The sequence below is a fragment of the Microbulbifer agarilyticus genome, assembly GCF_020171345.1.
GTDB lineage: Bacteria > Pseudomonadota > Gammaproteobacteria > Pseudomonadales > Cellvibrionaceae > Microbulbifer > Microbulbifer agarilyticus_D.
Genome location: NZ_JAIUZM010000003.1, coordinates 396,112 through 409,287, shown reverse-complemented (window position 1 = coordinate 409,287; position 13,176 = coordinate 396,112). Strand labels below are relative to the sequence as shown.

13 protein-coding genes are annotated in these 13,176 nt (G+C 56.5%); 4 read left to right on the top strand and 9 right to left on the bottom strand.

Annotated features, from left to right (window positions below; genetic code table 11):
* The first annotated feature begins 17 nt into the window (after positions 1 to 17).
* Positions 18 to 947 carry a CsiV family protein gene (locus LCM31_RS12180; RefSeq protein ID WP_224870454.1) on the top strand — a complete coding sequence of 310 codons (930 nt, stop codon included), beginning with the start codon at positions 18 to 20 and terminating at the stop codon, positions 945 to 947.
* A gap of 150 nt (positions 948 to 1,097) precedes the next feature.
* Here the strand turns inward: LCM31_RS12180 and LCM31_RS12175 are convergent, their stop codons facing one another.
* The 4 genes from LCM31_RS12175 to LCM31_RS12160 all read right to left on the bottom strand — a co-directional run bounded on the left by LCM31_RS12175 (position 1,098) and on the right by LCM31_RS12160 (position 4,570).
* Positions 1,098 to 1,313, bottom strand: coding sequence for a cold-shock protein (locus LCM31_RS12175; RefSeq protein ID WP_077403076.1), 216 nt, complete (start codon positions 1,311 to 1,313; stop codon positions 1,098 to 1,100).
* A 334-nt stretch (positions 1,314 to 1,647) separates the two neighbouring features.
* Positions 1,648 to 2,778 (bottom strand): mechanosensitive ion channel family protein, encoded by a 1,131-nt coding sequence (locus tag LCM31_RS12170; protein ID WP_224870451.1) that lies wholly within the window; start codon positions 2,776 to 2,778, stop codon positions 1,648 to 1,650.
* A gap of 50 nt (positions 2,779 to 2,828) precedes the next feature.
* Positions 2,829 to 3,842 (bottom strand): beta-N-acetylhexosaminidase, encoded by a 1,014-nt coding sequence (gene nagZ / locus LCM31_RS12165; protein ID WP_224870450.1) that lies wholly within the window; start codon positions 3,840 to 3,842, stop codon positions 2,829 to 2,831.
* Between the two features lie 83 nt (positions 3,843 to 3,925).
* Positions 3,926 to 4,570: a TetR/AcrR family transcriptional regulator gene (locus LCM31_RS12160; RefSeq protein ID WP_224870448.1), complete on the bottom strand. Its 645-nt coding sequence runs from the start codon at positions 4,568 to 4,570 to the stop codon at positions 3,926 to 3,928.
* A 298-nt stretch (positions 4,571 to 4,868) separates the two neighbouring features.
* Here LCM31_RS12160 and LCM31_RS12155 point away from each other — a divergent pair, with 298 nt between their 5' ends.
* Together LCM31_RS12155 and lexA are read left to right on the top strand one after the other, a co-directional pair.
* A complete protein-coding gene (locus LCM31_RS12155) occupies positions 4,869 to 5,201 on the top strand; it encodes a DUF6763 family protein (protein ID WP_224870446.1) in 333 nt (110 codons plus the stop codon).
* A 129-nt stretch (positions 5,202 to 5,330) separates the two neighbouring features.
* Complete coding sequence (gene lexA, locus LCM31_RS12150) at positions 5,331 to 5,939, top strand: transcriptional repressor LexA (RefSeq protein WP_010130558.1); 609 nt, start codon at positions 5,331 to 5,333, stop codon at positions 5,937 to 5,939.
* 108 nt (positions 5,940 to 6,047) lie between these two features.
* Here the strand turns inward: lexA and LCM31_RS12145 are convergent, their stop codons facing one another.
* From LCM31_RS12145 to LCM31_RS12130, 4 genes are all read right to left on the bottom strand, one after another.
* Positions 6,048 to 6,302, bottom strand: a complete 255-nt coding sequence (locus LCM31_RS12145; RefSeq protein ID WP_222227979.1) for a hypothetical protein — start codon at positions 6,300 to 6,302, stop codon at positions 6,048 to 6,050.
* 143 nt (positions 6,303 to 6,445) lie between these two features.
* On the bottom strand, positions 6,446 to 6,997 hold the full coding sequence (locus LCM31_RS12140) for a DUF6586 family protein (protein ID WP_224870444.1): 552 nt from the start codon (positions 6,995 to 6,997) through the stop codon (positions 6,446 to 6,448).
* 43 nt (positions 6,998 to 7,040) lie between these two features.
* Positions 7,041 to 9,797 carry a type I DNA topoisomerase gene (gene topA / locus LCM31_RS12135; protein ID WP_224870442.1) on the bottom strand — a complete coding sequence of 919 codons (2,757 nt, stop codon included), beginning with the start codon at positions 9,795 to 9,797 and terminating at the stop codon, positions 7,041 to 7,043.
* A gap of 259 nt (positions 9,798 to 10,056) precedes the next feature.
* Positions 10,057 to 10,581, bottom strand: a complete 525-nt coding sequence (locus LCM31_RS12130) for a hypothetical protein (protein ID WP_224870440.1) — start codon at positions 10,579 to 10,581, stop codon at positions 10,057 to 10,059.
* Positions 10,582 to 10,802: 221 nt separating this feature from the next.
* Here LCM31_RS12130 and LCM31_RS12125 point away from each other — a divergent pair, with 221 nt between their 5' ends.
* Positions 10,803 to 11,246, top strand: coding sequence for a universal stress protein (locus LCM31_RS12125; protein WP_224870438.1), 444 nt, complete (start codon positions 10,803 to 10,805; stop codon positions 11,244 to 11,246).
* A 5-nt stretch (positions 11,247 to 11,251) separates the two neighbouring features.
* Here LCM31_RS12125 and LCM31_RS12120 read toward each other — a convergent pair whose 3' ends face one another.
* The gene (locus LCM31_RS12120) at positions 11,252 to 13,144 is read right to left on the bottom strand and encodes an ATP-binding cassette domain-containing protein (RefSeq protein WP_224870436.1); all 1,893 of its coding nucleotides are present in this window, start codon (positions 13,142 to 13,144) and stop codon (positions 11,252 to 11,254) included.
* Between the last annotated feature and the right edge of the window lie 32 nt (positions 13,145 to 13,176).

Here is a 13,176-nt window from a genome sequence, read left to right as displayed (position 1 = left end):
TAACGCGGTATATATAAATGACCAGCTTTCTTAACCGGGTCACCCAAGGCCCCAACAAGCCGTTTCAGCGACTGGCGAACTCTGCCCTCCTCGCCCTCAGCGCCGCGTTTTGTGTGGCGGAGGCCCAGGCGGCCGGATACGCGGGCACGCAGTTTGAAATCGAAATGGTCGTCTTCTCCCGCGAGGAAGGCATGCAGACCTCCCGCGAGACCTGGCCGGCCACACCCAAACTCGCTTATGACAAGCACTGGGTCGACTTCAACTCGCCGTCCACCAACGACCCGCTGCTGCCGGCACTGGAGCCGGCCGCGAATCAGCTAAACAACAAGGTTGCCAGCCTTAACCGCAATCCGCGCTACACCGTGCTGTTCCACAAGACCTGGCGACAGGTTCTGCAAACTGAGCGCAACGCGCCTGCGGTCCTAATTAACGGCGGCACCCCAAGCGATGAGCATCACCAGCTGGAAGGCAGCGTTACCATCAGTGTTTCGCGCTACCTGCACCTGAGTACCGACCTCTGGTTCAGCGAGTGGGCGCAGCAAGCGCAGCTCCAACCGACCGACTGGAATATGGAGCCACAGCAAGCAGAGTCCACTGGCGCCCAAGGTATTGCCGTTCCGACTCAACCCCGAGCACCCTTGCTACCGGTAGCAGAAAGCGAGCCGCTCGGCCTGGGGGCGTCGGCCGAACCTGCCACCAACTCCGTCAATGGCAGCAATTCTTTCAGCACCAGCGCAGACTTTGCCTCATTTGGCGACAAAGAAAACACGCGGGCATTGCCCGTGGAAAAAATCGCGGAGCGAGTTGCAGTACTGCAGGAAGAACGCAGACTGCGCAGCGGCGAGCTGCACTATATTGACCACCCGAAACTGGGGGTACTCATCGAAGTGCGCACCGTAGAGCACACTGAGGATGAAGAGCAGGATCCCCTGCTTCAGTCAGAATAATCGCAATCAGTGCAAGGCGCGATGCGCGCGCCCTCTAAAATGAGAGACACAAAAAAGCCCGCGGGGAAATGCCAAACAAGCACTACCCAGCGGGCTTTTTTGTGCGCTGCCGAAATCGATTCCGACAGTCACCCAGAGATGGTTGGCGAATTACTCACAGAGAACCACGTCTTCTGCCAACAGGCCTTTGTCGCCCTGCTGCATTTCGAACTCGACTGCCTGACCTTCATTCAAGGTCTTATAGCCGTCGCCGCGGATGCTGCGGTAATGAACAAAGATATCCTCGGAACCTTCCGAGCTGGTGATAAAACCATAACCCCGGGCGTTATTAAACCACTTCACAGTACCCGTAACGCGATCACTCATTAAGCCAACCTCTTTTATTGTTATTGCGCTCACCCAGGTTGCGGGCGATTCGCCTACCCCAATTTGGGTGCCCAATCCTCCGCGAGGGCGGACACTTTCTCGAAGCACCTGTTCAATGTATCGAACAGATCCTTACCGATTCTTAGATAAAACTGCGCCACTGTCTAGGTTTGCACGTGAAATTAATGTTACTTCTCACCAACAATGCCCAATAAATCACCAAATTAGCCCAAAAGGTACCAAAAGCCTTGGTACCTTGTGCTCAAAGCAGGGTTTAACGTGAAATTAAGCCAGCGTCACTAAGCTGACTATTGCGCACTTTACACGACTCCGCTTAAACGCCGACCGGGCCGCGCGCTCCAGCGGAGCGATCTGCAATGGCCAGCTCGGGCAACTCGGATATGTGCAATGTGGATGTGGGGAACGCACAAGACGCGCCCTGCGCCTCAATAATCTTGAGGATTTTCAGCAGCACGTCCTGCTTGATCTCGTGGTAGCGAACCCACTCGGTGGTCTTGGTGAAAGTGTAAATAAAGAAATCCAGTGAAGACGGCGCGAACGAGTTGAAGTTCACGATGAGCGTTTGGTTGGTATCAATTTCCGGGTGCTGCTGCAGCATGCGGCGCACCTCACCCACCACAGTCTCCATCAGGTGCGCATCTTCATAGCGAATGCCGATGGTTTCATAAATACGGCGATTCAACATGCGCGACGGGTTTTCCACCGAGATCTGCGTGAAGGTGCCATTGGGGATATACAGGGGGCGTTTGTCGAAGGTGCGAATCCTGGTCAGGCGCCAGCCAATATCTTCTACAGTTCCCTCAATCTCCTGGTCTGGAGAGCGCACCCAGTCCCCTACCTTGAACGGGCGATCCAGATAAATCATCAGACCACCAAAGAAGTTTGCCAGGAGGTCCTTCGCCGCAAAACCGATCGCGAGGCCGCCAATACCCCCCATCGCCAGCACGCCACTCACGCTATACCCAAGACGCTGCATAATCACCAGCGCAGCGGTAATCATGATCGACGCACGCACCAGCTTGCCAATGGCGCGCACCGTAGTGGCATCGATCGGCTTATGCATATAGCGAGGATCCGCCAGATTGCGCTCTACCTCTTTGGCAAAGCGCAAACCAAACCATGCGATAACCACCACAAAACCGACCGCCCGCGGCTTGTCCGCAAGCCAGGTCAGGAGTTCTGAGCCGGTGGTGGTCGCGGTGCGAGCAGCCGCAACGGACAGGCCCAACAGCCAGATCAAAATCGATGCCGGCGGATTGATGGAGTTGGCCAGCGCATCATCCCACGGGTTTACGGTGCGCGCTGCCCGCGCCTGGAGCTGCAGGATGAAGCGCCCCACCAACCAGGAGGCCAGTGCGGTAATCAGAACAATGAAAAAGATTTCGGCAATCCAGAAGCGGTCGTCCCCGACCAGGGAGCGCAAGAACGCTTTAGCTGACTCCACAAACTACTCCATAAGCTGCAGACGAATGATTAGGGGATTATTGTGCGTATTTACATCCAGGATGCCAGCCACTCGCGTGTTTTTTGCCAACGGTCGCTCTTTTCCAGCGCATCCCAGCTGCTAATTTTGGGCTGACCGCGCATGCGGGACAGACGCTCACTAGACGCAGGGTCGATCGAGTAGTCTTGCAGCGCATCGAGGACCTCAATGGCACCCTGGCGATTGTTACAGACGATACCCATATCGCAACCCGCAGAAAGCGCGGCGTGAATACGCTCCCGATAGCCACCCGCTGCGCCGGCGCCCTCCATGGTCAGGTCATCGCTAAAGATGACCCCATCAAACTTGAGGCGCTTGCGTAAGATCTCTTGCAGCCAGTAGCGTGAAAAGCCTACGGAGTTTTCATCGACCTTGGCAAAGCGGATATGCGCCGGCATGACGGCTTCCAACTCGCCAGCGGCAATACATTCTGCAAACGGCACCCCATCCGCGGCAAGCACGGTCTCGAGATCGCGCTCATCAACCGGCAGCTCTTCGTGGCTGTCTTCCAGCACCTGGCCATGGCCGGGAAAATGCTTGCCCGTGGTTGCCATACCGGCCTCATGCATGCCGGCAATAAACGGCCGTGCCTTTTGGCACAGGGCCAGTGGGTCCTGCGCGAAACTGCGATCCCCGACGATTCGGCAAAAATCATCGTCCGCGTCGAGCACCGGCGCAAAGCTGAAGTCCACACCGACCGCAAGTAGCTCGGCTGCAAGCAGCCAGCCAACGTCCTGCAATTGCTGCGTATTCGCTTGTGCACTGAGCGCCTGCATTGAGGGAATGCGCGTGAAGAAGTCCCGAAAGCGCTGCACCCTGCCCCCTTCCTGATCCACCGCCAGCAGAATCTCAGGGCGCACGGCACGGATCTCTGCAATGAGGCTTTCCAGTTGCGGACGATTTTCATAATTGCGCGCAAAGAATATCAGCCCGCCTACATGTGGGTGCCGCAACAGCTCGCGATCCTCGTCGGTAAGCGTAAGGCCATCCACATCGATCATTACCGGGCCAATCTGAGCAGACATCGGTATACACTCCACAATTAAACTTCGATCACGCAATAGACGAACGGGCAGTAGCGGATAACAGGCCAGAATTTCCCGGTCAATTATCCACCTTCGGTCGGTACCGGCGCGGTCAGCATGGCCACCGCCGCCGGCGCTAGCCGGGCAAGAGTTTCTTCCAGACTACTTTCAGCGCCGAAATCCTCTCTCAGGATAGCTTCGATCGCATCAAAGCTCGAAAGGGAAAACACGGTTGCGCCCAGCATAAAATAAAGGCGCCAGTAAAAGGTCACCGGATCTACGTGGGGCAAGGCGGTAGCCAGAGAGCCGGCAAAGCGCCGGTAAGAGTCGCCATAACGAGAAACGATAAAGCGACGCAAATGGCCCTGAGACTGGGTATACGCCAGCCCCAGCAAGCGCATAAACCGCTTCGGATCACGCCCCTGGCTGGCCAAGCCGGCTAAGGCAACCCGGTACAGGCTCTGCAGCAGGTCATCCAGCTGCAACGAGCCCTCTTCGGTGGCCAGACGGGCGAGCTCTGCATCCAGAGAGGTCGTAAAAGGTGTAAGAAAGCGCTCGAATACCGCCTGAATTAGTTCTTTTTTCGAACCAAAATGATAATTCACCGCCGCCAGATTGACCCCCGCGGTGCTGGTAATCGTACGCAAAGAGGTCTCGGTAAACCCGCGCTCAGCAAACAGTACTTCCGCAGCGTCCAATATCCGCTGAACGGTATCCAACTGACTCATACCAATCTCACAACAATTCAAACCAACAATTTAAACGTTTGTTTTAACCGCCAGACTAGCACATACCGGCAATGATGGAATACGCGCATGCATAATCGGTCTAAAGCCAGCCCCTTTCACCGCCGGTTCCGGTTACCGAGCGCACGCCGGCGACATTAGATTGGCCATGAACGTTTGAAAAATTTGCGCAACTCATCGCATCTGCCGAATCCCGGCAGGTACCGCGAAAGAGCTAGCGCCACGAGTGGGAAGGCCCGAGATAAAAACCCGAGCCACCCCGATATAGGAGGGCCAAGTCATGGCGAGAATCGCCCCTGAAATTGGCAGCTGGTTTGAAAATTTCGACACCGGCGACCTATTTGAGGTTGTCGCGGTTGACCATCCATCGCGCACTATCGAGATCCAATATCTCGACGGCAGCATTGATGAAATTGAATTTCAGAGCTGGCCTTCCCTACCCGTTATAGGTGCTGCGGCACCCGAAGATGCCAACGCCAGTTACGGTACCTTTGCGCATGAAATGGGGGATGAAGAAGACGCCGGCTTCAAAAGCCCAATCTTTTCGCCCGCCCAAAGCGCCATCGACCGGCTCGAGGGAGACTCATTTCCGGGCACTGATGAAGGCTTGTAATACACCCGCCTCACGCCGCCGGCAAGTTTACGATTAAGGATTAACTTGCCAGGCGACATATTGCGCGCGCCATAAATCTGTATATAATCCCAGCAACTGTATAAAAATACAGATCAAAGGAAGGCGCCAATGACAAACCTCACCGCACGCCAGGCTCAGGTTCTGGAACTGATCAAGAGCTATCTGGACGACACAGGCTATCCGCCCACTCGAGCCGAAATTGCTCAGGAGCTTGGCTTTCGCTCTCCCAACGCAGCGGAAGAACACCTCAAGGCCCTGGCCCGCAAAGGCGCGATCGAAATGGTTGCCGGTGCCTCCCGTGGTATCCGCATCCCAGATCACCACACCGGTCTACCCATTGTCGGCCGTGTTGCCGCCGGTAATCCGGTGCTTGCGGAAGAAAACATCGAAGAATACTGTGAGATTCCGGCGGAGTTTTTCCACCCCCCCGCCGACTACCTGCTGCGTGTGCACGGCATGAGCATGAAAGACGCCGGCATTCTCGACGGCGACTTATTGGCAGTGCAGCGCACCGACAACATCCGCAATGGGCAGATTGTGGTGGCACGTATAGAAGATGAAGTGACGGTGAAGCGCTTCAAGCGCCGCGGCAACCAGGCCACGGTACAACTGTTACCTGAAAACGAAGACTTCAACGTGATTGAGGTGGACATGCGCGACCGCAGCTTTGCCATCGAAGGATTGGCAGTTGGGGTGATCCGGCAGAATCCGATCTGATCACGCCGCTCACAGTCGCCGGCCGAATTATTTCAGGCATAAAAAAAACAGGGCCAATGCCCTGTTTTTTTATGCCTGAAAGTCTTTGCAAACCTTCTTTTCACATCTTCAGTGAATCGTGTGCTCGGTGATATCGACCACTTCTTCCTCGAAAGGCTCTGGCTCCATTTCACTGATATCCTGAACCGCTTCGATCCCCGCCTCCAGCATGGCCCGGGCCACCGCCACCTTGTGGTCGCGCAAAAAATGCATACTCTCGTCGGAGAAACGAATACGCACCAGAGGCTCGCCTTTGTGACCAGCGCGTCGTAGCGCCACATCACCATTGGACAGCTCAATGATCTCGTAAGTCTCTGTAGACATTCACTTCTCCGGTAACCGCGTGATTTGGCAACCAGTGTACCACAGGGGGCCTCAACTAATCAGCGTACATCCACTAATAGATTTCTTTGGTGAATGAACGCCTGCGTTGCCCTGTGGGTGTGGTGACAGGGGTATACCAGTCTTTACCACTCCTGACTCTGCGCCCGTTGGCGCTGAATCAGTTCCACTAATGCCTGATGCCACTGGCGAAGATTGTCAGCCGTCAGAGGGGCCTCCAGACGGCCTGCAGAGGGATTATCCAGCTGCCGTACCGGTATCATGGTTTCCACGCCAGAGCCCCCGGCGTTCGTCGCACCTGCAGGCGCGGCAGGTGCCGAAAGCGATAGTTGCCATAGACCGGCCCATGCGCCGCTGAGTCCACTCAACCAACTCTGGGGGTCCTCTGACAAGTTCACCAGCTCCGTCACATCGCCGCTGAACTTGCCACGCTGGGAGACCAGCGCCGCAAGTGCCTGCGCGCTTTCCGGCTCGGCACCAGCGGCAAAGCCCAGCTGCAGTTGATGCCCCTGCTCCGCGAGAAACGCACGGTAAGCACGCCACAACTGTGTAACAGCCGCCTCCAGCAGTGCGGTGTCCAGCAGTGGCTGCTCGCTCGCAACCTGCTGATGGGCGCCCAGCAGCAGCTGGGCCTTACGCAATGCAGATGCCACCGTACCGGTGTAGGGATTGCTCAAAACTTCCGTTCCCTTTCTCTTTAGGCCTTTTCAGGCCTACCACTTACTTCGCTGGCGTTTTCTTTGCTGCCGCTTTCTTGGCGGGTGCTTTTTTAGCAGCTGTCTTCTTCGCGGCAGCCTTCTTGGCAGGCGCCTTCTTCGCCGCGGCCTTTTTCTTAGCTGGTGCTTTTTTAGCCGGCTCTTCTACCTGCCATTTACCGTCGCGATAGAATGCCTTCCAGCCGGTCGCCTTGCCGTCTTCTTCTGTCTGCACATACTGCTCTTGGGTCTTGCGGCTGAAACGCACCACCGTATCCCGGCCTGCATTGTCTTCCGCCGGCGCAGAAAACAGGAAGCTGTACTTTGGATCGATCTCATCCTTGTGCGGCAGCAATTCCTTGATCCGCGGAGCACGGGTCTCGCGGTTTTTCGGGAACTGGCTGGCGGCCAAAAACAGTCCAGACGCACCGTCGCGCAGAATGTAGGTGTCGTCGACTTTCTCGCAGGCGAGCTCAGGCATGGGCACCGGATCCATTTTCGGAGGTGCTGGCTGGCCATTCTTGAGAAGCTTGCGGGTGTTTTTGCAGTTTTCGTTGGTACAGCCGAAGTACTTGCCAAAACGGCCAGACTTCAACTGCATGTCAGAACCACACTTGTCACACTCAATGACCGGGCCATCGTAGCCCTTGATCTTGAAGGTACCCTGCTCTACTTCGAAACCAGTACAGTCCGGGTTATTGCCACAGATGTGCAGTTTGCGATGCTCGTCCACCAGGTAGCTATCCATGGCAGTACCGCACTTCGGACAGCGGCGCTTATCGCGCAGTTGACGCGTTTCCGCATCTTCATCCTTCTCCGCATCAACCGCTTCCTCACCAGATACCAGGTTCATGGTATTGGTGCAGCGCTCCTTCGGCGGTAAAGCGTAACCCGAGCACCCCAGGAATACACCGGTAGAACCGGTGCGAATCTGCATATGACGGCCGCACTTGCTGCACTCGATATCGGTGTCCGTCGGGTTATTCCGACGCATGCCACCGTCTTTATCCTGCGCAGTCTCCAGGCGCTTGCTGAAGTCTGAATAGAACTCGTTCAGCAGATCCTTCCAACCCTTTTTGCCTTCCGCAACGGTGTCGAGGGATTCTTCCAGACTGGCGGTAAAGCCATAATCCATCAGATCGGTGAAGCTCTCGCTCAGGCGATCGGTAACGATATCTCCCATTTTTTCCGCATAAAAACGGCGGTTTTCCAGGCGCACGTAGCCGCGATCCTGAATGGTGGAAATAATCGATGCGTAGGTAGACGGACGGCCAATACCGCGTTTTTCCAGCTCTTTTACCAGTGCCGCTTCACTGAAGCGTGCCGGCGGTTTGGTGAAATGCTGTTTTGGATCGAGCTTTTGCAGGTTCAGCTTCTCACCGACCTTGATATCCGGCAGCACCAGATCTTCGTCTTTTTTGCTCTGTGCCGGCGCGACCTTCAGGAAGCCGTCGAAGCGGATCACACGGCCGCGCGTACGCAGTTCGAAATCACCGGCGGTAACCACCACTGACGTAGAGGTAAACTTGGCCGGGGTCATCTGACAGGCAACAAACTGCTGCCAGATCAGGGTGTAGAGGCGCTCGGCGTCGCGTTCCATACCGGAAAGATTGTTGGGTTTGACCCGCACATCGGAAGGACGAATCGCTTCGTGCGCTTCCTGCGCACCTTCTTTGCTGCTGTAGCTGTTCGGGTTTTCCGGCAAATATTTTTCGCCGTAGTTTTCACCAATAAATTCACGCACAGAAGCGACCGCTTCCTTGCTCAAATTGGTGGAGTCGGTACGCATATAGGTGATGTAACCCGCCTCATAGAGACGCTGTGCCATCATCATGGTTTTCTTAACACTGAAGCCCAAGCGGTTACTCGCCGCCTGCTGCAGGGTTGAGGTGATATAAGGCGCGGTGGGCTTGGAACTGGTCGGCTTGTCATCCCGCGCGCTCACCGTGAAGTCGCTAGCCTGCAGCGCGTTGAACGCAGCCATGGCCTGCTCTTCATTGGTGGGACGGAAAGCCTCACCGGCCTGCTTTTTCACTTCCAGGCGCAGGGCGTCGGCTTTCGCCGTCTGGGTGTCGGCGAACAGCGTCCAGTACTCTTCTGGAATAAACGCGCGGATCTCGCGCTCGCGCTCAACAACCAGCTTGACCGCCACGGACTGCACACGACCGGCAGAAAGGCCTCGCGCCACTTTCTCCCACAACAGCGGTGAAACCATGTAGCCCACAATGCGATCGAGGAAGCGACGCGCCTGCTGCGCATTTACCCGATCAATGTCCAGGGGACCGGGATCTTCAAACGCTTCCTGAATCGCGGACTTGGTAATTTCGTTGAACACCACGCGGCGATAGCGCTGCTCATCACCGCCGATAGCTTCGCGCAAGTGCCAGGCAATGGCCTCTCCTTCGCGGTCCAAATCCGTTGCGAGATATACGTGGTCAGCATTTGCCGCCAGTTTGCGCAATTCATCGACAACTTTTTCTTTGCCGGGGAGGATTTCATAGTGCGCCTCCCAGTTGTGATCCGGGTTGATACCCATGCGCTTGATGAGCTGCTCACGGGTTTTTTTGCGCTTGTAAACCTCTTTGGCTTCTGGCGACAACTTGCGAGTTTCCGCCGCCCGGCGCGCCCGTTCTTTCGGATCGACAGCCTGCTTGGCGGAAGCACCGGTAGGAAGATCCCGGATATGACCAATACTGGACTTCACCACGAAGTCTTTTCCGAGATACTTGTTGATCGTTTTTGCCTTCGCCGGCGACTCGACGATGACCAGTGATTTACCCATAAGCCTTTGATTTTCAATAAAAAATTTACTGCTTGCGCAATCTGTGCTCACTGCTGTTTGCACAGTGCGTTGCGCGAATATATATGCTTGGTCTCGCCTTTGGTCAAGCGAGTTAAGCAAATTGGTGACCTATTCGACCGTCTGGACAGCTCCTCCGACCCGCAATTCAGCCCGGGGTTCAACCGGATAAAACAGTAGACCAGATCCTCAAGACGACCAGCTTGTTACGCAGGAGCAAGCGACTCCCGACAGAACGTTTTTAGCCCAGTCCGGGCTCGGTGCGTGCAACCTGACGTATTGCTTCTTCTATTAAGGGGCGCTGCTCCGCTAGCGCCTGAGTCACCGCCGCCAACCCCGCATCACCACTGCGCTCGCGCCATTGAACGCCCAGCCCGCTGTCATTGGCAAAAATTGCCGTGGCATCCGCCGGCAACATGGCAATCAGTTCTTTGAGCACCGGGCGCGCGGCCTCTGGCGCAGTGCGCCCGTTGCGCCAATCCCAGCGGCCATCAAGGTGCATTTCATGCTCTACGCGCTTTAACTCGAGCCCCCAGCCAGTGTTCAAGCGACGGGGATTACGCCACTGCGAAAAATACGTCGCTGCGGTGCCTTTACCCAGGGCTTCCGGTAACGGCTGCATCTGTACCTTGAGACCGGCGGTAGCGGCACTCTGGCGCATCGCTGCCAGCTTGCGATCCCGCGCGCTGGGCTTGAGCCACATAACGGGACCGATCACCAGAACGACCGCGAAAATAATCGCGAAGATGGGAATCCAACTGGCCATGACGGCTTCCTTATTGAGAGCTACACAGTAACGTAACGCGCCTTCGCACCGAAATTTTGGGGTTGCAACGTCACTTCAGGGCGCGCATTCTTTTCCGTAACAGGGCGGTTGTGTCAAGTATGATTTTTTAAAGTAGACTGAATGAAGCCGTCGGCGGAGGGATTGTTCGGGCCCGGTTGCCGGCCAAATACTCACACTATTATGCAGATCGAGGGGGACCTATGTCGGGCTACAACAACATCCTGGTAGGGCTGGACCTTTCTGACGAATCTTCGCAAGTGTTAACGCGAGCGCAACAAATTGCCGCCTGTACCGGGGCGCAGCTGACCCTCGCGCACATCATTGAGCCCCTGACCTTCGCCTATGGCGGCGATATCCCCATGGACCTGTCAGAGGTGCAGGAGCAGCTGCAAAACCAGGCGAAAGAGCAGTTGCGTAAATCGGCTCAGGAGCTCGGTATTCCGCAGGATCGGCAACATGTTGTACTGGGGCAGCCGGCCACAGAAATCCACCGACTCGCGGAAGAAAGCGGCTGCGATTTAATCGTAATCGGCAGCCACGGGCGCCATGGGCTGGCGCTGCTACTGGGCTCTACGGCAAACGGGGTGCTGCACGGCGCTGGCTGCGATGTTTTAGCCGTCCGCGTACACACCCCTGACGAATAAGCAGGTTACATACTGTCCAGCTCTGCCCAGCGCTCAAACGCCTGCTCCAGAGACTGCTGCAAATCGGTAAGCACCTGCAATCGTTCCTGTACTTTCGCATTGTCCTGCTGATAGAACTCTGGCCCAGCCACTTCGGCCTCCAGCGCGGCAATGTCGTTTTCCAGACTCTCAATTTGCCCGGGTAGCGCGTCCAGTTCCCGCTGCAGCTTGTAACTGAGTTTTTTCGGCTTTGCGGCGGGCTTCTGTGCCGCCGCATCGCTTTCTTCAGTAGCGTCTGCCGCAGAAGACTTTGCCTGTTTGCGGGCCTTCAACTGCTCTTCGGCACTGAGAAACTTCCCGCCCTGTCGGACAAAGTCTTCATAGCCGCCCACGTATTCCCGCACGATGCCATCGCCTTCAAAGGCCAGACAACTCTCCACCACATTGTCGAGGAAGGCACGGTCGTGGCTCACAAGGAGTACCGTACCGGAAAAATCCATCAGCAACTGCTCAAGCAGCTCCAGAGTCTCGACATCGAGGTCGTTGGTGGGTTCATCGAGCACCAGAATATTCGCCGGCTGACTGAACAGCTTGGCCAGCAGCGCGCGGTTACGCTCGCCCCCACTGAGCGCACCCACCTTGGTGCGCGCTTTTACCCCAGTAAACAGGAAATCACTCAGGTAGCCCATAACATGCTTGGTGCTGCCGCCCACCTGAATGTTTTCGCGCCCCTCCGCAATGTTGTCGACCACCGAGAGATCGGGATCCAGCACATCGCGGCGCTGGTCAAAGTAGGCAACCTGCTGCTTGGTACCCAACCGAATCGAGCCGGACTGTGGTTGCAGCTCACCCAGTAACAATTTGATCAGCGTACTTTTGCCGACGCCGTTGGGGCCGATCAGGCCAACCTTGTCGCCGCGCATCAGTGTAAAATTCAGATCGCGAACCAGTGGAGCAGAAGTGCCCTGCTCCCCCTCAAACCCGAAGGTCACGCCTTTCAGCTCCGCCACCAGCTTGCCGGAGCGCTCACCGGAATCGAGTGACATTTTTGCGACGCCCTGACGATCACGCCGGGCCTTGCGCTCATTACGCAGTGCTTTCAAGGCCCGTACCCGGCCTTCGTTGCGGGTACGTCGGGCCTTAATGCCCTGGCGAATCCAGGTCTCTTCTTGCGCCAGCTTTTTATCGAAGAGCGCGTCACTCCGCGCCTCTTCCTCGAGCTGCTTTTCCTTCTCCTGCTGGTAGCGATCAAACTGGCAGTTGAAGACGCGCAGAATACCGCGATCCAGATCCCATACGCTGGTGGCGAGACGCTGTGCCAAAGCGCGGTCGTGGCTCACAAACAACAAGGCGCCGCGGTAACTGGCAAGAAAATCCTCCAACCACTCCACTGCGGCGATATCCAGGTGGTTTGTCGGCTCATCCAGAATCAGCAGGTCCGGCTCCGTCACCAGGGCCCGTGCCAGCGCAGCGCGACGCTGCCAGCCACCGGAAAGATCTTGCACCTGCGCACTCTCATCCAGATCCAGGCGGTCGAGCACACTGTCAATCTTTGCCAGCAGCTCCCAGCCATGGGCGTTTTCAATCTTGGCCTGCAGGTCCGGGTTCTGGTTTTCACGGTACTCCGCAAGCCAGGCGCCAACGTCCCCCAAACCTTCGGCCACGTAGCGGTATACGGACTGACTGCAATCTTCCGGGAGCGCCTGCTCCAGGGTGGCGAGCACCACGCCCGCCTGGCGCACAATCTCGCCTTCGTCCGGGTCGGCCTTGCCAGCAATCAAGCTGAGCAAACTGGATTTGCCCTCGCCATTGCGGCCCACCAAGCAAATACGGTCTCCACGGTCAATCTTTGCAGTGACACCATCGGCCAGGATCTGAACGCCATAGCGCAATCCCACGCCATCCAACTGAAGCAACATAAATAACAACTACAATATGTGTGAGTGAAAGC

What these genes read in the sequence shown, in the direction of transcription:
- LCM31_RS12180 (WP_224870454.1), top strand. Translation starts at nt 18, where the DNA reads ATGACCAGCTTTCTTAACCGGGTCACCCAAGGCCCCAACAAGCCGTTT.
- LCM31_RS12175 (WP_077403076.1), bottom strand. Translation starts at nt 1,313, where the DNA reads ATGAGTGATCGCGTTACGGGTACTGTGAAGTGGTTTAATAACGCCCGG.
- nagZ (WP_224870450.1), bottom strand. Translation starts at nt 3,842, where the DNA reads ATGTCTGCTCAGATTGGCCCGGTAATGATCGATGTGGATGGCCTTACG.
- LCM31_RS12160 (WP_224870448.1), bottom strand. Translation starts at nt 4,570, where the DNA reads ATGAGTCAGTTGGATACCGTTCAGCGGATATTGGACGCTGCGGAAGTA.
- LCM31_RS12155 (WP_224870446.1), top strand. Translation starts at nt 4,869, where the DNA reads ATGGCGAGAATCGCCCCTGAAATTGGCAGCTGGTTTGAAAATTTCGAC.
- lexA (WP_010130558.1), top strand. Translation starts at nt 5,331, where the DNA reads ATGACAAACCTCACCGCACGCCAGGCTCAGGTTCTGGAACTGATCAAG.
- LCM31_RS12145 (WP_222227979.1), bottom strand. Translation starts at nt 6,302, where the DNA reads ATGTCTACAGAGACTTACGAGATCATTGAGCTGTCCAATGGTGATGTG.
- topA (WP_224870442.1), bottom strand. Translation starts at nt 9,797, where the DNA reads ATGGGTAAATCACTGGTCATCGTCGAGTCGCCGGCGAAGGCAAAAACG.
- LCM31_RS12130 (WP_224870440.1), bottom strand. Translation starts at nt 10,581, where the DNA reads ATGGCCAGTTGGATTCCCATCTTCGCGATTATTTTCGCGGTCGTTCTG.
- LCM31_RS12125 (WP_224870438.1), top strand. Translation starts at nt 10,803, where the DNA reads ATGTCGGGCTACAACAACATCCTGGTAGGGCTGGACCTTTCTGACGAA.
- LCM31_RS12120 (WP_224870436.1), bottom strand. Translation starts at nt 13,144, where the DNA reads ATGTTGCTTCAGTTGGATGGCGTGGGATTGCGCTATGGCGTTCAGATC.